This is a genomic window from Sphingomonas sp. GCM10030256, assembly GCF_042666415.1.
Classification (GTDB): Bacteria; Pseudomonadota; Alphaproteobacteria; order Sphingomonadales; family Sphingomonadaceae; genus Sphingomicrobium.
Genome location: NZ_JBHTDI010000001.1, coordinates 806,392 through 825,646 on the forward strand (window position 1 = coordinate 806,392; position 19,255 = coordinate 825,646).

Here is a 19,255-nt window from a genome sequence, read left to right on the forward strand (position 1 = left end):
GTCAGGGATGTAACCGGACCAGACCCTCCGCGTAGGCCTGCGCCTTGTCGGCATAATGGAGCGCCGACATCTCCAGCATGGCCAGTTCCTGCGCGGTCAGCGGGCGGGCGATCCGCGCCGGCGATCCGACCAGGAGATTGCTGCCCTCAAACGTCTTGCCTTCGGTGACCAGTGCCCCGGCCCCGACCATGCAACGCTCGCCGACGAAGGCACCGTTCAGGACCCGGGCGCCCATTCCGATCAGAGCTCCATCCCCGATCATGCAGCCGTGCAGGATCGCCTGGTGCCCGACGGTCACCCGGGCACCGATCGTCAGCGGCGCGTGCGGGTCCGAATGGCAGACGGCTCCGTCCTGGATGTTGCTCTGCGAGCCTATGACGATTGGCGTGTTGTCGGCCCGAATCACCGCCCCGAACCAGACGCTCGCGCGGGGGCCGAGACGCACGTCGCCGATCAGGTCGGCGGAAGGGGCCACCCAGGCGCCCGCCGCAAGGGAAGGGGCGTGGTCGTTCAGCGAGTAGAGCGGCATCGGCAGAGGGTAAGCGCCGCCGCATCATCTGTGAAGCGTTTCGGCCGCCGGGTGCGCAGCGCGAGCACAGCCGGTGGATGTCGCCGAATCGCCTGGCAATTTCACCAGAGTCGATGGTGCTGGATTGTTGACGGCGACTTGCAGATGGGTCTGCACGCGAGGTGCGCTGCAGCGTCCAAACCGCAGGTGTGATTAAGCATCGGCCAACGGGTCACGTTTAATCCCAGTTTAATCCCGAGCCGGATTCGGTTATTAAGTCCCACTGCTGAGTAAAGTGGCCCTAGAGCGAATGGAGTCGCTCTAGCCGGTGCGTAAACACATTTCGATGTGGGGGCGAAAGAACCGGACGTGAAGGGCTCGAGGCATGCTCGCCACATAATTGTAGCAGGCGCCCATCCGCTGGAGCGGCTTGGCTTCCGTGCAGTTCTTCGAGCAGCCTTTCAATGTGAGCGCTTCGACGATGCTTCTCACTTTTCCGAACTCCCCACCCTGCTCGGGAGGGATACCCATCTTGCGCTTTTGGATGAAAAGCTGCCGGGCCTGGCCTCATTAGAAGAACTGCGCCAGCTCAGACTTGTACATGCCACAGTCAAATTCGTCTTCATGTCAACAACTTGCACCCCCGATGAGGTATTCACAGGTCTCCTCGCGGGAGCGAATGGGTTTATCTCCAAGACTTTGTCGGAAGCCGAGATGATCGAGGCTTTGCGGCTCGTCTCTATGGGGCACATCTACGTCCCAACATGCCTTTTCAACGGGAAAGCCTTGCCCGGCGACAAAGCCACCGCACAGGACTGGGATCGAATCGCGCAGCTCAGCAGGCGTCAACGCCAGGTGCTGCAATTGGTCTGCGAAGGAGGAACGAACCGCGATATCGCCCGTAAGCTCGAGATCTCCGAGGCAACAGTCAAAGTGCATATCGGAGCAGCGTTCCGGGTGATTGGAGTGACGAGCCGCATCCAGGCAGCGGAGGTATTCCGTCACCACCGGCTGGCCCTGGATGGTGAGATGTCGAGCCTGACAAGTGTTGCAAGCCAGGACAGCGTTCCTCAAAACTGATCAAGTAATACCCGAATTAAGACCTGCAACGAGCGCCGGACTAGATCGCGCTCACCATGCGTAGACCGTTCGTCCCAATGGACCGCGGGTCAATCCTCGATCAATATCGCTTCCGGGCATAGATAAGTTCTTGGGGCGTACTCAGTTTCATTCGAGACATCGTTTGCGGGATCACCTGTGTGCGCCCTCACGAGCGATGGCTCGCGCACGGCAGGAGCAAGGGACATGGTCACCTACATCCGCAGCGATCTCGAGTTCATCCTGGAGCAGATCAAGATCGCCGAAGCGCACGCCTTGGGCGGGACGCTATACGACCTCAATGGCACCGGCCTTGTCCCCGCCTACAATCTTTCTCTCGGCCTCAGGACCGTTGACGGCTCTTACAACAATCTGCTTCCAGGGCAGGAATATTGGGGCGCATCCGGTCAGGCGTTCCCGTCCTACCTAGCCCCTAACTACCGCCCTGCGGACGGCACGCCGTTCGATCCGGACGGGCCGGGGCCGGCACAACCGATCCAGACTCAGCCAAACTATCTCCCGTCGAGCAATCCCAACTCGCTGGTGTTCGACTCGAGCCTGCGGACCATTTCCAACCTGATCGTCGATCAGACCCTCAGCAATCCGGCGGCCATCGCGGAGGCGCTGAAGCGGAACGGCATCGGGGACACCGTCGGGGAGCAGCTCGATATCGCTGCCACGATCAAGGCGAAATACGAAACTCCGCTCTCGGGCAGCGCCTACGGCGGAAAATCTATCCTGCTGCTGTTCAAGGCTGTGGATGCGGCCGATGACAAGTTGGCCGAAGCGCAAGCCGCTTATGCGGTGAACCCGACCGACACCAACCAGGCTGCGGTGTCGAGCGCGCAGAGCGCGCTGAACGCGGCGGAGGCGCTGCTCGCGGAAGCCCGCGCAGATCCCGGTGCCTTGCCTGGCGGATCGTTCAACGATCTGCTCGAAGTCCACGGCATCGAGCTGAGCGGCGCCAACGTGGTGCTGACGAACATCGCGCCCGACGTAGGTCTGTCCGCGCCGTTCAACAGCTGGTTCACCCTGTTCGGACAATTTTTCGATCACGGCCTCGACCTGATCAACAAGGGTGGCAACGGCACTGTCTTTGTTCCGCTCCAGCCGGATGATCCGTTGTACGTGCCTGGCAGCCATACGAACTTCATGGTGCTGACCCGGGCCACGGTTGCGCCCGGAGCGGATGGCGCGTTCGGCACGGCCGACGACGTGCGCCCGGTCAACACGACCACGCCGTTCGTCGATCAGAACCAGACCTACACGTCCCATCCTTCCCACCAGGTGTTCCTGCGGGAATATTCCATGGTGAATGGCCGTCCCGAAGCGACTGGGAGACTGATCGAAGGCGCCAATGGCGGAATGGCCAACTGGGGTGAGCTGAAGCAGTACACCAGGGACCATCTGGGCATCCAGCTGACCGACACGGACGTCGGCATGGTCCCGCTGCTTCGCACGGATCCATATGGCAATTTCATTCCTGGTGACCGCGGCTTCCCGCAGGTCATCATTGGAGTGGGACCTGACGGCATCCCCAACACCTCCGACGACCTGGTCGTGCAGGGCGATCCGAGTGCTAATGGCGGCCTTGGGATCAGCCTGGCCAATGCGGTCCGTACGCCCATGGCGTTCCTTGCGGACATTGCTCACAACGCCGTGCCGACTGACCTTGCCGACGGCGACATCGAGATCGGGCTCAGCAACGGCGATGGTACCCAGACCGATGGGACCTACGACAACGAGCTGCTGGACGCTCACTTCATTGCCGGCGACGGCCGGGTGAACGAGAACATCGGCCTGACCGCGGTCCACCATGTCTTCCACTCTGAGCACAACCGGCTGCTTCAGCACACCAAGGACGTCGTGCTCGGGACCGGCGACATCGCCTTCATCAATCAATGGCTGGACGCGCCGATCACGGCGATTCCGGCCGATCTGTCGACTCTCAATTGGGACGGCGAGCGCCTGTTCCAGGCGGCGAAGCTCGGCACCGAGATGCAGTACCAGCACCTCGCGTTCGAGGAATTCGCGCGCAAGATCCAGCCGGCGATCAACGTCTTCATTGTCCCGGACGGATATGATGCGACGATCAACCCTTCGATCATGGCCGAGTTCGCGCACGTCGTATACCGCTTCGGCCACTCGATGCTGACGGAGTCGATCGACCGGTTCAGCGCCGACTTCGCCGACGATTCGATCAGCCTGATCGCGGGATTCCTGAACCCCGTCGAGTTCAACAATGACGGCCAGACTGCGGACGGTCTGGCAGCCGGCGACATCATCCGCGGCATGACCCGGCAAGCCGGCAACCACATCGACGAGTTCGTCACAAGTGCGCTGCGCAACAATTTGCTCGGCCTTCCGCTCGACCTCGCGACGATCAACCTCGCGCGCGGCCGGGACACCGGCGTTCCGACCCTGCAGGCCGCACGGCGTGAGTTTTACGACGTCACGGACCACAATGGTCAGCTCAAGCCTTATGCGAGCTGGATCGACTTCGCGGACAACCTCCAGAACGAGGCATCGATCATCAACTTCATAGCGGCCTATGGCACGCATGACCTGATCACCAGCCAGACGACGGTCGAAGGCAAGCGCAACGCCGCGCTGACGATCATCACGGGCTCCAACGCATTCGGCTTCGCCGTACCCGCGGATGCCGAGGACTTCCTCAACGGCAGGAACGCTTTCGAAGACGATCTTGGCGGACTCGAAAACGTCGACCTGTGGATCGGCGGCCTGGCCGAGAAGACGATGCCATTCGGCGGGATGCTCGGCTCCACCTTCAACTTCGTCTTCGAAGTGCAGATGGAAGCGCTCCAGAACGGCGATCGGTTCTATTACCTCCAGCGCCTGGTGGGGACGAACCTGGTGACTGAGCTCGAAGGCAACACCTTCGCCTCGATCATCATGAAGAACACCAACGCGACACATCTGCCGGCGGATGTCTTCTCCACTCCGACATGGATCCTGGAGGTCGACCAATCCAAGCAGCGCAACGACGTCGATGGCGACGGCGACCTCGAAAGCACCGATCCGACGTCTGGATCGCTTACCCGCAAGCTCGTGATCCGGGATGATCCTTCGCCCACCGGCGATGACAACAATTACCTGAAGTATACCGGTGAAGACCATGTGGTCCTCGGCGGTACCAGCGCGAACAACAAGCTCATTGCTGGCGCTGGCGACGACACGGTGTACGGCGATGGCGGCAACGACATCATCGAAGGCGGCTTCGGCAACGATCTGCTCGAAGGCGGAGCCGGCGACGACATCATCACCGACACGGGTGGCGACGACAATCTCAAGGGCGGTGACGGCAACGATGCCATCCACGCCGGACCTGGCCTGGACCTCGTTCTTGCCGGCAGGGGCAATGACTTCGTGGTCCTCGGCCCGGATGTAGGCTCAGAAGCCTTCGGCGGTGAAGGCAACGACTTCATTCTCGGCAGCAGGAATTCCGAACCGAGCCGGGGTAACGAAGGTGACGACTGGCTCGAGGACGGCGCAAACGCGGCGATCGTCGGCGACAACTTCGACGATGTGAAAGCGGGAGACGCGATCCGCGGAAATGACGTTCTGATGGGCGCCGACGGCAACTTCGACGAATTCATCGCGGAGGGCGGCGACGACATCATGATCGGCAGCCCTGGGGCCGCCAAGATGGCCGGCATGTCGGGCTTCGATTGGGCGACCTTCGATCGGATGACCTTCGGGATGTCGCTCGACTTGTCCGAGGGCTTTGTCTTTGACGAAGCCCCGGCGGACACGGTCCTGAACCGCTTCGAAAGCGTTGAGGGACTGTCGGGAACCAAGTTCAACGACACTCTCGTCGGCACCGACTCTACGGCGGCCGACCGCGTTCCAGGGGGTCCCGATCATGCCGTTCTGGGCAGCGCGCTCGATGCGCAGGGCATCGCCTTGATTGGTGGATTGCAGGACCTGCTCGGCGCGGGGGTCAGCTCCTACTCGGCCGGTGACATCCTCCTCGGCGGCGGCGGAAGCGACACGATCTTCGGCGGCGGCGGCGACGATTACATCGATGGCGACAAGTTCCTCGACGTGACGATCGAGGTGCGAGGCGCTCCAGTGAATGGCGTCGCGCCGATTTTGGCCACCGCGCGCAGCATGCGGGAAATCTCTGCCGAAGTCTTGAACGGCACGTATAATCCGGGCCAGCTGTCGATCGTCCGGCAAATCAAGATCGCCACGGAAGGCGGAACGGACACCGCTGTATACACCGGAGCCCGGGCGGAATACGACATCAACATCCTCCAGGGCGGAAGAGTCCAGGTGGTCCACGCCCGCGGCACGCAGGTCGACGGCACCGATCTCCTGACGAACATCGAGTTCCTCCGGTTTGCCAATGTCACAGTCGATCTGATTGCAGGAACGCCTGCTACGGGCACCCCAGTGATCAGTGACCAGACGCCTCGCGAAGGCCTTGCTCTCACCGTCAACACGGCAAGCATCGCCGACGCGGACGGTCTGGGAGCGTTCAGCTACCAATGGCAGTCGTCAGGCAACAATGGTGGAACCTGGGACAACATCACCGGTGCCACTCTCGCGACCTTCACGCCGGTTGATGCTGCCGGCCAGATCTTCGGGCCGCAAGCGGGCAGGCTGCTGCGCGTCGTCGTGACCTTCACCGATGCCCTCGGCCACGCAGAGCGGCTGACGTCGGCGGCGACTGCTCCGGTTGGTGTGAACTGGGCAGGCAATGCTCAGCCGAACAACTTCCAGGGAACGGGCGGGGACGACACTGCCAATGGCGCGGGCGGAAACGATATCCTGTTCGGCCATGATGGTGTCGACACCCTTAATGGCGTAGGCGGCGCTGACACTCTCAACGGCGGCGGCGACAACGATGTCCTGAACGGCGGAAACGACAACGACAGCCTTACCGGCGGTGGTGGCAACGACAGCATCGCTGGTGGCGGTGGAACGGACACGGCCTTCTACGCTCTGGGTGCAGACCGCTATGTTCTGGACGAAACCGGCAACGGGCTGATCGTGACCAGCATCGACGGCTCGGAGGGAGTGGATACGGTCAACGCGGTCGAGGTCTTCCGCTTCGCCAGCATCGACTACACTCTGGTCCTCGGCACCGGCGCGAACAACATCCTCAACGGAACCGACGACAGGAGCGAGATCATCGCCGGCCGCGGCGGCGCCGATACGCTCAACGGTGGTCTTGGAAATGACATCATCCTGGGCGGCGCGGGCAACGACCGGATCAACCAGAATGCGACCGACACCGGCAAGGACTTCATCGACGGTGGCGGAGGTAATGCGGATACTTACGCACTGACCGGAACGTCGGAAGCGGAGGTGTTCCAGATCTTTGCCATCACGGCAACGGACAACTTCGGTTTCACGGATCTGCACAGCACAACCGAAATCGTGATCACCCGCAAGCTGGCAAGCGACGACCCCCTTTCCAAGGGCACGGTGATTGCCGAACTCGACAATGTCGAGGAGATCCTCGTCAACACCACCCTCAACCCAAGCAACAACAACGGCAACGGCACGGTGGATGGCGGGACAGTCGGCGGTGATACGGTGGCGGTGTTCGGCAACTTCACGCAGACCAGCCTCAACTACAGCACGATCACGGTGAACGGCGGATCGGGCACCGACATGGTCGACATCACCGGCCTGACCTCGGCCCATCGGATCGTGCTCAATGCCAATGGCGGAGCGGACGGCATCATCGGCGGGCAGCGCTCGCAGGACGTGGTCAACACCGCCGCTTCGACCTCCGGCTTCGTGCTTGACCAGGGCGCGATTGCTCATCTGCGCGGCAGTGCGCAGGCGCAGCCGCACAAGCTGTTCGACGGAGCGGAGCATCGTGCCGGTTCGCTACTGACTGCCAAGCTGGCGGCGTTGATGGCGGACCGCGGCTTCGATGGGCACTTCTCCCACGACTGGCTGCTTGAGCGGCACGAACTGCGGTTCGACGACGCGGATCACCTGTTCCCCGCTTGATGCCCTCCCCCGGAGGTCGGGCGAGCGGGCCCGACCTTCGCCAATAGGGCAGGAGACGATGAATGCGACTGATGTGGTTGCAAATTCCGGATGCGCTTGGGGAACCGGTCCGCGCCTGCCGAAGGCATTTTCTGCTTGCGGCAGGGTTCAGCGCGCTGATCAACATCCTGTACCTCGCGCCGACGATCTACATGATGCAGGTGTACGATCGGGTCGTCCCCACCGGCGGACTCATGACGCTTTACTGGATAACTCTGATCGTGGCCGTCGCGATCGGCGTGCTGGCGGCGCTGGACGCGGCCCGGGTCCGCCTGATGATGCGGGCGTCTCTGCGCCTTGATCGGCTACTCGCGCCAATGATCCTGGACCGTTCATTGTTGCAGGCCCGGCGCGGCGCCGACATTCCCCCTGGAGCCGAAGCGATGCGCCAGTTCGATGTCCTTCGGCAGGCCCTGTCGGGACCGGCGATGCTGGCAATCATGGACGCGCCCTGGGCGCCCCTGTACCTGGTGGTGGCCTTCATCATTCATCCGCTGCTTGGCGCAATCGTCGTTGCGGGTGCTGCGATCCTGGTCGTGCTGGCCAAGGGCAACGAACGCCACAACAAGCTCAGCGCGGCGCGCGCGCACGATGCGATGGCATCGGCCTATGCCTCGCAGGAGGCGAGCTACCGCGAGGCGGAAATCGTGCGCACCCTGGGAATGCGCCGCGCCCTGGTTGCTCGGCACGGCGAAGAGCGCCGGGCCGGCTTCGGGGCATCCCTCGAAACGCAGTTTTCCGGCAGCCGCTACAACGCGCTCGTGAAGTTCGTCCGCATGTTCATGCAATCCTTCGCTCTTGGCGCGGGAGCATGGCTGGCGGTCAAGGGAGAGATCTCCATCGGCGCGATCATCGCTGCGTCCGTTCTGCTGAGCCGGGCGCTCCAGCCCATCGAACAGCTGGTCACCTCCTGGCCTCAAATCGCGCAGGCGCGGAAGGCGGTTGGAACCATTGAAACCCTGTTCGACGCAACTGGAAGCGCGACCGAGCGGCGAACCGCTTTGCCCGACCCGACGGGGCATATCGAACTGGACCGGGTCGTCGTGCAAAGCCCGGACGGTGCGGCCGCGCTCCTGAAGTCCGTCTCCTTCAGCCTGGCACCGGGCCAATTGCTTGGGATCATCGGTCCGTCCGGAGCCGGCAAGACGACCCTGGCACGAGTGATCTGCGGTGCGATCGCCCCCGATCTCGGGGAAGCTCGCCTGGATGGCGCCAACATCGCGCTGTGGGATCCGGAGACACTGGCCGCGCATGTCGGCTACCTGCCGCAGACTTGCAGCCTCCTGCCCGGAACGGTCGCCGAGAACATCTCGCGCTTCGCCGTCGCCGGCGCCTCCAGCACTCACCCGATCGATGCCGAGGTTGTTCGGGCCGCCAAGATGGCGGGGGTTCACGACACGATCCTGCGCCTGCCGCACGGTTACGACACCCGCCTCGCCGGTCCGGGAGGGCACACGCTGTCCGTTGGGCAGGCCCAAAGGATCGCGCTTGCAAGAGCGCTCTACGGCAATCCCAGGGTGCTCGTTCTGGACGAACCTAATTCCGCGCTCGATGCGGAGGGGGAGGAGGCGCTGAAACGAGCGGTCGCCGCGGCTCGCCTGAATGGGGCTGCGGTGGCTATCGTTGCCCACCGCTCTTCCGCGCTCGCGGCCGCCGACCTGCTGCTGGTGCTGTCCGACGGCGCCGTCGCGCTGTTCGGTCCGCGCAACGAAGTGCTCGAGGAACTCGCCCGCAGGACCGCGAAGACGACGGTTGTGCCGCTCAAGGAAAGGGCCTGACCCCATGAACGCGATTGTGATCGACCGGAGTGCCCTTGATCCTCGGCTGCGGAGCGAGTTCGACGAGACCCCGCGGCGGGAATTCAGGCACGGTGGAATTGTGGCCGGCCTGTTCTTTGTCGGCCTGATCGGCGGAGCGGCTCTGATCCCGCTCGACGCCGGCGCCTATGCGGAGGCAGTGGTCGCGGTATCCGGACACCGGCAGGCCGTCCAGCACCGCGACGGCGGCATCGTGACGGACATCATGGTTGCCGAGGGCCAACAGGTTCGAAAGGGCGATGTGCTCCTCAAAGTCTCCGCGTCCGAGCTCGTAGCGACCGAACGCGGGATCACAGGCGAGGTTATCTCCCTGCTGGCCAACCGGGCGCGGTTGTTGGCGGAGCAGGCGGGAGCGCCTGTTGTCCACGAGCCCAAGGAATTCGGTGCGTTCAGCGGCAATGACCGCGAGCTCGCGCTGCAGGCAATGGACGGCCAGCGGCGGCTGTTCGCTGCCCGCCGCGCTTCACTCGAGACCGAGCGTGGCGTTCTGAGCCAGCGGATGCGGCAGCACTCGGAGCAGATTGGCGGCTATTCCCACCAGATGGCCGCGAACAGAGTCCAGCAGCGGTTGATCGCCGATGAGATCGGCGGCCTTCGCGAGCTGCTGCCGAAGGGTTATGTTTCCATGAATCGGCTGCGGGCCGTGGAACGCACTGCTTCCGAACTGAACGGGGCCCATGGTGCATACCGTGCGGAAATCGCGCGGTCGGCGGAAGCGCGCGGCGAGGCTCGCTTGCAGATCGTGGTGCTCGACAAGGAGCGCTTCACCGAAGTGGCCACCCAGCTGCGCGACGTGCAGGTGAGGCTGGACGAGCTGCAGCCGAAGCTGGTTGCGCTTCGCGAGCAACTCGCTCGATCGATCGTGCGCGCTCCTGCGAGCGGCAAGGTGGTCGGGCTCAAGGTGTTCACGGAAGGTGGCGTGGTCGCGGCTGGCGACAAGCTGATGGAGATTGTGCCTCAGGACCGTCAGCTGATCGTCGAAGGCAAGGCCTCGCCGACGGATGCGGACGACCTGAGGCCGGGGATGACGACCCAGGTGCGCTTCACCGGCCTGCACGAGCGTAACCTCCCGATCCTCAAGGGGCAGCTTACCAAGGTCTCTGCGGATAGTTTCGAGGACGAGCGCACCGGTGCGCGCTTCTTCCGGATCGAGGTGTCGGTTCCGCCGGAGCAGCTGGAACTCATTCGCCAGGTGCGGCCGGACGGCGGACTGCGCGCGGGGCTCCCAGCCGAGGTCCTGGTGCCGCTGAGAAAGCGGACCGCGCTCGGGTACCTCATCGAACCGGTAACCCAGAGCCTGTGGAAGGCCGGCCGCGAGCATTGAGCCGGTCACCGCGACTGTTGTGGGAGTAACTAGTGTTGGAGGCGTGATCGAACGACCTTGGTTGTGTCCGGATGGGAGGGAACCGGACACAGCCCGACGAAGACGAAGGGACATGATCGTGACCGGATTGCAAAGGCTGAGCCGCCAGAGCTTCCTCGCCTGCACCGCCCTCGGGTGCTGCATCGTCATGCCGACCCCCGCTGTGGCGCAGGTGACGGACGTCGTGGACATTCCCACCGGAGCACCGCGGAGTCCGCTGCTGAACGGCACCACCGCCTTCTCGCAGAAGCTGCTGATGCTTGAGGAATTCGGCCTGCAACCGCTGCCTGCGCAGGCGTCCGGCGCCCGCCTGCCGGTGCCCAGCGGCTGCACCAATTCGCCGGGCGCAAGCGCGCTCGACACTTTCTTGCGGCAGCCGATCGCGACCTTGCCAACGGAAGAGGCCAACATCCAGGATCAAAATCCCTGGCTCGCCAAGGTGAACGCGTGTCTCGGGCTCGGCTTAAGTACAAGCCCGATCGAGGGCCGGCCGCCGGGACGGTTCTTCGCCCATCAGCGCTTTCAGGAATTCTTTCCTGCCGTCTACTTCCAGAGCGCCACCGCCGGGGCACGGACCAACACGGGGCTGCGCGACAGCCAGCAGATGCATCGCTACGCGGCGGGCACCGAGTTCGGACCGGGCGGCCTCTACTATTCGCTGAACTCCGGTACGAGCGGGCCGCAAGGCACGACCAAGGGGGTCGCCCCAAGGCTCCATCCCAAGCTGCCGGTGCAGAACGCCAATTCGCTGTGGACCTTTGACGGCACGTTCCCGCTGAAGCTGGTGATGGCGCGCTATGGCGAGCCGGTTCTGTTCCGCCATTACAACGCCCTTCCGATCAGCCCCACCGCCAACCGCGGGTTCGGCATAAACCAGCTGACCACTCACCATCACAACGGCCACAATCCCGCCGAGAGCGATGGCTTCGCGGGCGCCTATTTCTTTCCCGGTCAGTTTTACGATTATCGCTGGCCCATGGTGCTGTCCGGCAATGACCGGCTGAACACCGATGCAAGCGGGCCGAGAGCCAAGACTCCCGACGGCCTTGGTGGCGAGAGGGGCGTCGCCGGCGACTGGCGCCAGACCATGAGCACCCACTGGTTCCACGACCATCGCATCGATCACACCGCGGAGAATGTCTACAAGGGCATGGCGGCGATGATGAATATCTACAGCGGTGTCGATCGCGGCCGCGAGGGGTTGAACTGTCACTATGCGGACCCCCAGAACAACAACAATCTCTGCCTGCCGAGCGGGACCTACCTCGACTGGGGTAATCGCGATTATGACGTGAACCTTGCCCTTGCCGACAAGGCGTGGAACTCGAAGGGGCAGCTCTACTTCAACCTGTTCAATACCGACGGCTTCCTTGGCGATCGCATCGTCGTCAACATGCAGTTCAAGCCGTTCATGGAGGTCCGGCCACGCCGCTACCGGTTCCGTATCCTGAACTCGAGCGTGTCGCGCTACTTCAAGGTTGCGGTGGTCACCGCCGGGGGTCAGCGGGTGCCCTTCCACCTGATCGGCAACGACGGCAACCTCATGGAGCACGCCGTCCGCTTTCCCAACGCGGAATCCCAGGAGTTGCCGATCCAGGGGACCGCGGAGCGGTTCGACATCATCGTCGACTTCAGCCGATATGCGCAGGGCACGAAGATCTACCTGGTGAACCTGGCCGAGCATGAGGACGGACGCCGACCGAAGAAGATCGCGGATCTCAGCAAGGCGATGAAGGGCGAGTCGGACGATCCCGGGGTCGGCAAATTCCTGGAGTTCAGGGTGGTCGCCCCACGGCCGGGCAGCACGGACTTGAGCATGAAGCCTGAGGATTATGAACCAGGCAAGCTGGCGATGGTGAATCTGCCCGAAATCCTTCCGGAAGAGCTCGCGAACGCCAAGCGCCGGACCTTTACCTTCGGGCGCAGCAACGGCACCGATGCCGACCCCTGGACGATCAAGACCGACGGGGGCCGCGGACTGACTTCGAAGCTGGAGCGGGTATCGGCCGCTCCGACGCTCGGGGCGGTCGAGATCTGGACGATCCGAACGGAGGAAGAAGGCGACCCCACCGGCTGGACTCATCCGGTGCACATTCACTTCGAGGAAGGCCAAATCCTGACCCGGGACGGCCTGCCGCCACCGATCTGGGAGCGCTGGGCCCGCAAGGACGTCTTCAACACCGGCCGGCTGGCCAGCAACGAAGTGGAAGTGGCACTCCGGTTCGGCGACTTCCTCGGCACCTACATGGAGCATTGCCACAACACGCAGCACGAAGACCATGCCATGCTTTTGCGCTGGGATGTGAACCGGCCCGGCGATCCGATGCTGATCCGCGCCCCGCTGCCGGATTGGGGCGGGGTTGGGTACGCGGACTCGTTCCTGACTTCGCCGGACGATCGGGACTAGCGGGGGAGGAGGCTCGAGTGCGCGCGATCATCACAGTTGCGGCGGTCCTGGGTTGCTCAGTGCTGGCGCTCAACCCAGGCCAGGCCCAGCAGCAATGGGGCCGGAACTATTTTCCCAACGTCCCACTGACCACGCAAGACGGCAAGAAGATCCGGTTCTACGACGACGTGCTCAAGGGCAAGGTCGTTGCCGTCAACTTCATCTACACGAGTTGCGGCGACGTCTGCCCGCTGGACACGGCAGCCCTGCGCCGGGTCCAGAAGCTGGTGGGCAACCGCATGGGCCGCGACGTCTTCTTTTACTCGATCAGCGTCGATCCGAAGACCGATACGCCGGCTGTCCTGAAGAAGTACATGAAGACCTTCGATGTCGGCCCCGGATGGACGTTCCTGACCGGCCGCGCCGAGGACATCGCGCTGATCCAGCGCAAGTTCGGCATCAGGCCGGTGTCCCCCAGCAACCTCAGCGCGCATGATACCCGCTTCGTGCTCGGCAACGAGGCCATCGCCCGCTGGGTCAAGCGCACCCCTCACGACAACCCCCACGTCCTCGCGCACATCCTGACCCGCGACCTCCCCGCCGGAGGCAAGGGCCGTGACAATCGCCAGCGCGCCAGCTTCGCCCAGGCGGAGCAGGTCAAGGGAATGACGGGGGGCGAGACCTTGTTCATGACCCGTTGCTCGGCGTGCCACTCGCTCGGCGGCGGCGATGGCCGTCTCGGGCCGGACTTGGCTGGCGTCACGGACAAGCGGCCGCGTACCTGGCTGATGCGCCGGATTAAGGAACCGGACAAGATGCGGGCGGCGAAGGACCCGGCGACCATGGCGGTGGCGGCCAAGTACCCCAACATGGCGATGCCCAACCTGAAGCTCAGCGACACCGAAGTGGCCGATATCATCGGTTATCTGGCGCAGGAGGACCGCCGCAAACGATCGCTGACGACCAAGCCGCACTCGCACACCCACGAACATCGTCAGTGAGAGAGGAGGCCGGGAGACCATATGAATCCTTGACGAAATGAGCCGTTTAACTCAGTCTGGTTAACCAATTGTTGCGAGGTCACAGATGCGCGACAAGCTTCCGCTACTCGGCGCTTTGACGGTCTCCGGCTGGTCTTCCGCCGCATCCGCCCAAGGCAGTTTCGCCGATCCGACCGGCTCCGGTCCCATTGTCGGCGCGCTGTACTGGCTCCAGGGGACATTGCTGGGAACCGTGGCGACCGTAGTTGCGGTGATCGCAGTGGCCTCGGTAGGATTCCTGATGCTCACCGGCCGCTTGAACTGGCGGTACGGTGCGACGGTCATTCTCGGATGCTTCATCCTGTTTGGGGCAGCGAGCATCGTGGGTGGAATAAGGACCACCGCCGCTTCAGGCATCTACTGACATGGACGTGCTGGAACGCGACACGCTGTTCGTGGCGCTGACCAGGCCGCAGATGCTGCTCGGCGTCAATTACGGCTACGCGATCGCCAATGCCATTGTGACGACCGAGCTGTTCCTGTTGTTCAAGTCCGTGTCGGTCCTGCTTGTGGCGATCGTGCTCCATGCGATCGGATGGATCGCGTGCCTGCGCGATCCGCACATCTTCAATCTGTGGTTCGTAAAGGTCCGACGCTGTCCTCGCGTCCGTAACTACGGAGTGTGGCGCTGCAACTCCTATCGCCCGTAAACAAGTCTTCCCGGGATTGGGGGCGAGAGAAGCCTGCCGGCGATCATCTGCCATACCTTGCACAGATTGATGACCACACTCTGCTGCTCCGCGATGGCCGGCTCATGCAGGTGCTCATGGTCGAGGGGCTCCTTTTCGAGACCTCCGACACGGACGAGCTCAACTATCGCAAGGTGCTCCGGGACGCGATGTTGCAGGCGATCGGGACCTCGCGCTTTGCCCTTTACCACCATGTGATCCGGAGGCGCGTCGAGCCCGAGCTGCATGCCAGTTTTCCGGATACCTTCACGAGCGAACTCAACGCGAGCTGGTTTCGCCGGCTGAGATCCAAGCGGCTTTTCACCAATGACCTGTTCATCGCCCTGATCAGACGGCCGCTCCAGGGTAGGAGCGGGATGGTCGACGGCTTGAGGCGGGCTGTTGGCAAGGTTTCCAGCTCCACGCGCGCTGCGGAATTTGCCCGTGAGCGGCTCGAACTGGATGCGGCGCGCCAGGCATTGCTTGCCGCGCTGACTCAATACCGGCCGCGCCTGCTGGGCACCTACGACCTTGGTGAATCCCGCTGCTCCGAGCTGCTTGAATATCTTTCCGAACTTTACAACGGGCAGCTTCGACCGGTCAGGCTTCCCGAGGCTGACATCGGCCAGTATCTCCCGTACCGTCGCGTGAGCTTCGGTGCGCAGACCGTTGAGCTCTCAGCAGCCGCCGAGCTGGGCCGCAGCTTTGTCGGCCTGATGTCCATCAAGGAATATCCGGGGCAAACCGCGGCAGGTGCGCTGGACGACTTGATGCGTCTGCCGCTGGAAATGGTGATCACGCAGAGCTTCGGCTTCGTCGACAGGCAGGCTGCGCTGGGCCGGGTGAACCTTGCTCTTCGGCGGATGCGGGCGGCCGACGATGAAGCGCTCAGCCTGCGTGGTGAACTCGCCATTGCAGGCGACGATCTTGCCGCCGGGCGGACCGTTTTTGGCGAGCACCATCTGACGGTTGCGGTTCGGGGATCCATGCCGGGCGAAGTCGACGATGGAGTGGCGGAGGTTGGAGCAGCCCTGACCGACCTGGGATGCATCGCCGTTCGCGAAGACATCGCCCTCGAGCCGGCATTCTGGTCCCAGTTCCCGGGCAACTTCGATTACATCGCTCGGCGCGGTCTTGTCGGAAGCCGCAATTTCGCCAGCCTCGCGAGCATGCATAATTTCGCGAGGGGGCAGGCCGAAGGCAATCACTGGGGGTCGGCAGTGACGGTGCTCGAGACCACCGCGGGCGGACCTTACCATTTCAACTTCCACCACGGCGATCTTGGCAATTTCACGATCATCGGTCCTTCCGGCTCCGGGAAGACCGTCGTGCTCAATTTCCTGCTCGCCCAGGCACGCAAGTTCGATCCGCGCATCGTCTTCTTCGACAAGGATCGCGGAGCCGAATTGTTCATTCGCGCGATCGGCGGCCGTTATGACGTGCTGCGCATCGGCGAACCGTCGGGGCTCAATCCGCTTCAACTGGAAGATACGCCGGACAACCGGAGCTTCCTTGTCGACTGGATCGCCTGCCTCGTCTCCGAACCCGGGCGTGATTTGGATTCCGAGGATCTCGTCGCGATCAAGGACGCGGTGGACGCGAACATGGAGGCGCCGAGATCGTTTCGGCAGCTCGGCCACTTCGCCCAGTTGCTCAGGGGAGAGAAGAGGCCGCGCCCGAACGATCTCTACGCCCGCCTGGCGCCTTGGTGGGGTACGGGTACGCGGGCCTGGCTGTTCGACAATGAGGAAGACAGGACCGACCTTGCCCAACGCGTCGTAGGCTTCGACATGACGAAGCTGCTGGACGAGCCGGCGTTGCGCACTCCGGCGATGATGTATCTGTTCCACCGTGTCGAGCAGCGGCTCGATGGGTCCTGCTCGATCATCGTCGTCGACGAAGGCTGGAAGGCTCTCGACGATCACGTGTTCACTCGCCGGATCCGCGATTGGGAAAAGACCATCCGCAAGCGCAACGGAATAGTCGGGTTCGTCACGCAAAGCGCGGAAGATGCGCTGTCGAGCAGCATTTCCTCGGCAATCGTCGAACAGTCCGCCACCCAGATCTTCATGGCCAACCCGAAGGCGCAGGCCCGCGACTATATGGAGGGTTTCGGACTTACGGCGCATGAGTTCGAACTGGTGCGCTCCATTCCGGACACCGCTCACGCCTTTCTGATCAAGCATGGGCACGAAAGCGTCGTGGCGCGCCTTGATCTGTCCGGCGACAACCATCTGCTGACGATCCTGTCAGGGCGTGAGGAGACGATCCGGCGCCTCGACGAAGTCCGGGCGCAGTCCGGCGATGACCCTGCAAGCTGGATACCCCAGATCCTGGATGCCGCGGAATGACGTTGGTGTGTCCGGCTCCGGATCTCTCGCTCGGGGTCGCGCAGCGCTTGTCGGCTTATCTCGACTGCCAGGCGAGGGCGCTTGGGGAGAATGGCTTTCAGGCCTTGGCTGGAAGCACCCTCGGTGCGACCCTTCTTTCGGCCGTCGTCACCCTCTTCATCGCGATCATCGGTTTTCGGCTGGTGCTGGGTCACATACCGGATATTCGCGACGGCGTCGGTTGGGCGTTGCGGCTTGGCTTTGTGCTCGCGCTGGTGACGAGTTGGTCGACCTTCCAGACCCTTGTCTACCGTGTCGCAGTGGATGGGCCTCAGGAGGTGGCCTCGCTGCTGATGTCGTCGGCAGCCCTGAGCGGTGATGAAGGCGCCTTTCGGGTCCAGGTGGCCTATGACCAGATCAACCTTGGCCAAGGTATCGTGGCCGATCCGGATGCGGGCGAAAGGGCGCAAGTCGAGGCCGGAACGGCGCTCGTTGAGCCGCTGCCCAAGACCGCTACCGTGTTGGTCGTATCGACCGTCGGGCTGGCAGGAGCGCTGAAGCTCGGGATCGGCTTCCTGCTGGCTTTGTCGCCGTTTGCGGTCGTGAGCCTACTGTTCAACGGCACGGTCGGTCTGTTCAGCGGGTGGTTGCGAGCCCTGACCGGCCTCGTGCTTGCGCTTGTGGGTGCAACCTTGGTCACGGCTGCCGACCTCCTGATCGTGGAAGGGGAACTGACCCGCCTGCGTACACTGGTTCTTGCCGGATCGACGCCGGCCGATGCCCAATCCCTGAGCACGATCGTGACCCTGTTCGCGCTCGTTGCCACTGTGGCGATCATTGCCGGCATGTGGATGGCAAGCTCTCTCAAGCTGCCGCCAATGGCGTCCAACCCGATGCTCGTGGAGGTTCGGCAGAGCAATCGGGTTCACAAGCGATCCGAGGGAACGACAAACCTTTATCACCGGCCGGAGCCTTCGGGAGTGGCTGCGCAGGGGCCGACACGCGCAGTGGCTGTGGCAAGGGCACTCTCTTCGTCGGTCCATCGTGAGCAGCAAGCGGCCGTCGCGGCTCAGGGGAACCCGTCACCCGGGGGCTCGGTCGGGCGGCAGGAAAGTTCTCACACCGCCAGCGCTGCGGAGGGCTCGCGCGCCGCGAGTCTTGGCTTGGCGGGCCGGCGCGGAATCGGCCGTCGAACGCGGAGTGCAACCCGAAGGGACCTGCGCGCGTGAACCGGGATCCGCACTACTTCGACCGCGCCGCCAGTTGGGCAGGCACCGTCCAGACCGAGGCGGCCCGGTCACAACGCCTGGCCTGGATCGTGGCCGGCACTGCCGCGGGCCTGGCCTTCTTCGAGGCGGTCGCCCTGGCGCTGCTTGTCCCATTGAAGACGGTCCAGCCCATCACGCTGCTTGTCGACCGGCACACCGGCTACGTTCAGGCGCTCGACCCCCAAAGCCCCAGGCGGGTCGTTGCAGACGATGCTTTGACGCAATCGTTCCTAGCCCAATATGTCACTGCGCGCGAAGGGTTCGACAGGGCCACGCTGGCGGCGAACTACCGCAAGGTCGCGATGTTGTCGGCTGGCCCCGCGCGCTCGACCTACCTGGCGGCAATGCCTGCTTCCAATCCGACGAGCCCGCTTAATCAATATCCACCCGGTACCATCGTGTCCGCGGTGGTGAAGAGCGTTTCCAAACTTGATCCCGGGGCGGCACTGGTTCGCTTCGACACGCAGCAGCAGGAACGCAGCGGTCGTCTCAGCCAGCCACAGCCGTGGATTTCGGTGATCCGGTATCGTTATGTGGACGCGCCCATGTCCGTGGAGGACCGCCTGGTGAACCCGCTCGGGTTCCAGGTGCTGACCTACCGCCGGGATGCCGAAGCACCCGTGGCCGAGCGGCTTTCGGTCCCGGCGAGCGCTACCCCGGTCGTGGCCGTGAGCCGGCCGGCCCCCGCGCCGATCCCGGTGAACGGACTGCAAGCCGTCGGGCCCGTCGCCCGCACCGGACAATGAT

Annotated in this window: 12 protein-coding genes; 11 read left to right on the plus strand and 1 reads right to left on the minus strand. The window is 63.5% G+C overall.

What is annotated here, in order from left to right:
• Window position 1: 1 nt before the first annotated feature.
• Window positions 2-529, minus strand: a complete 528-nt coding sequence (locus ACFQPG_RS03875; protein ID WP_380810446.1) for a gamma carbonic anhydrase family protein — start codon at window positions 527-529, stop codon at window positions 2-4.
• 327 nt (window positions 530-856) lie between these two features.
• On the opposite strand from ACFQPG_RS03875, the gene ACFQPG_RS03880 reads away from it, so the two are divergent.
• The 11 genes from ACFQPG_RS03880 (at window position 857) to ACFQPG_RS03930 (ending at window position 19,254) form a co-directional block, all read left to right on the plus strand.
• Complete coding sequence (locus ACFQPG_RS03880) at window positions 857-1,588, plus strand: LuxR C-terminal-related transcriptional regulator (protein WP_380810447.1); 732 nt, start codon at window positions 857-859, stop codon at window positions 1,586-1,588.
• A 225-nt stretch (window positions 1,589-1,813) separates the two neighbouring features.
• Window positions 1,814-7,597 (plus strand): peroxidase family protein, encoded by a 5,784-nt coding sequence (locus tag ACFQPG_RS03885; RefSeq protein WP_380810448.1) that lies wholly within the window; start codon window positions 1,814-1,816, stop codon window positions 7,595-7,597.
• A gap of 62 nt (window positions 7,598-7,659) precedes the next feature.
• Window positions 7,660-9,414, plus strand: a complete 1,755-nt coding sequence (locus ACFQPG_RS03890) for a type I secretion system permease/ATPase (protein ID WP_380810449.1) — start codon at window positions 7,660-7,662, stop codon at window positions 9,412-9,414.
• 4 nt (window positions 9,415-9,418) lie between these two features.
• The gene (locus ACFQPG_RS03895) at window positions 9,419-10,777 is read left to right on the plus strand and encodes an HlyD family type I secretion periplasmic adaptor subunit (protein WP_380810450.1); all 1,359 of its coding nucleotides are present in this window, start codon (window positions 9,419-9,421) and stop codon (window positions 10,775-10,777) included.
• Between the two features lie 118 nt (window positions 10,778-10,895).
• Entirely contained in the window at window positions 10,896-13,223 is a 2,328-nt protein-coding gene (locus ACFQPG_RS03900; protein ID WP_380810451.1) for a multicopper oxidase family protein, read from the plus strand.
• A 17-nt stretch (window positions 13,224-13,240) separates the two neighbouring features.
• Complete coding sequence (locus ACFQPG_RS03905) at window positions 13,241-14,203, plus strand: SCO family protein (RefSeq protein WP_380810452.1); 963 nt, start codon at window positions 13,241-13,243, stop codon at window positions 14,201-14,203.
• Window positions 14,204-14,288: 85 nt separating this feature from the next.
• On the plus strand, window positions 14,289-14,606 hold the full coding sequence (locus tag ACFQPG_RS03910; RefSeq protein ID WP_380810453.1) for a TrbC/VirB2 family protein: 318 nt from the start codon (window positions 14,289-14,291) through the stop codon (window positions 14,604-14,606).
• Between the two features lies 1 nt (window position 14,607).
• Window positions 14,608-14,892 (plus strand): type IV secretion system protein VirB3, encoded by a 285-nt coding sequence (locus ACFQPG_RS03915; protein ID WP_380810454.1) that lies wholly within the window; start codon window positions 14,608-14,610, stop codon window positions 14,890-14,892.
• Window positions 14,871-17,261 carry a VirB4 family type IV secretion/conjugal transfer ATPase gene (locus ACFQPG_RS03920; RefSeq protein ID WP_380811701.1) on the plus strand — a complete coding sequence of 797 codons (2,391 nt, stop codon included), beginning with the start codon at window positions 14,871-14,873 and terminating at the stop codon, window positions 17,259-17,261. The genes ACFQPG_RS03915 and ACFQPG_RS03920 overlap by 22 nt, the downstream gene beginning before the upstream one ends.
• Window positions 17,258-18,469, plus strand: a complete 1,212-nt coding sequence (locus tag ACFQPG_RS03925; RefSeq protein ID WP_380810455.1) for a type IV secretion system protein — start codon at window positions 17,258-17,260, stop codon at window positions 18,467-18,469. Before ACFQPG_RS03920 ends, ACFQPG_RS03925 begins: the two co-directional genes overlap by 4 nt.
• Window positions 18,466-19,254: a virB8 family protein gene (locus ACFQPG_RS03930; protein ID WP_380810456.1), complete on the plus strand. Its 789-nt coding sequence runs from the start codon at window positions 18,466-18,468 to the stop codon at window positions 19,252-19,254. Before ACFQPG_RS03925 ends, ACFQPG_RS03930 begins: the two co-directional genes overlap by 4 nt.
• Window position 19,255 lies beyond the last annotated feature (1 nt).

Excerpts from the sequence above, each read along its gene's own strand:
- ACFQPG_RS03910 (WP_380810453.1), top strand. The coding sequence starts at position 14,289 with ATGCGCGACAAGCTTCCGCTACTCGGCGCTTTGACGGTCTCCGGCTGG.
- ACFQPG_RS03925 (WP_380810455.1), top strand. The coding sequence starts at position 17,258 with ATGACGTTGGTGTGTCCGGCTCCGGATCTCTCGCTCGGGGTCGCGCAG.
- ACFQPG_RS03890 (WP_380810449.1), top strand. The coding sequence starts at position 7,660 with ATGCGACTGATGTGGTTGCAAATTCCGGATGCGCTTGGGGAACCGGTC.
- ACFQPG_RS03895 (WP_380810450.1), top strand. The coding sequence starts at position 9,419 with ATGAACGCGATTGTGATCGACCGGAGTGCCCTTGATCCTCGGCTGCGG.
- ACFQPG_RS03915 (WP_380810454.1), top strand. The coding sequence starts at position 14,608 with ATGGACGTGCTGGAACGCGACACGCTGTTCGTGGCGCTGACCAGGCCG.
- ACFQPG_RS03875 (WP_380810446.1), bottom strand. The coding sequence starts at position 529 with ATGCCGCTCTACTCGCTGAACGACCACGCCCCTTCCCTTGCGGCGGGC.
- ACFQPG_RS03885 (WP_380810448.1), top strand. The coding sequence starts at position 1,814 with ATGGTCACCTACATCCGCAGCGATCTCGAGTTCATCCTGGAGCAGATC.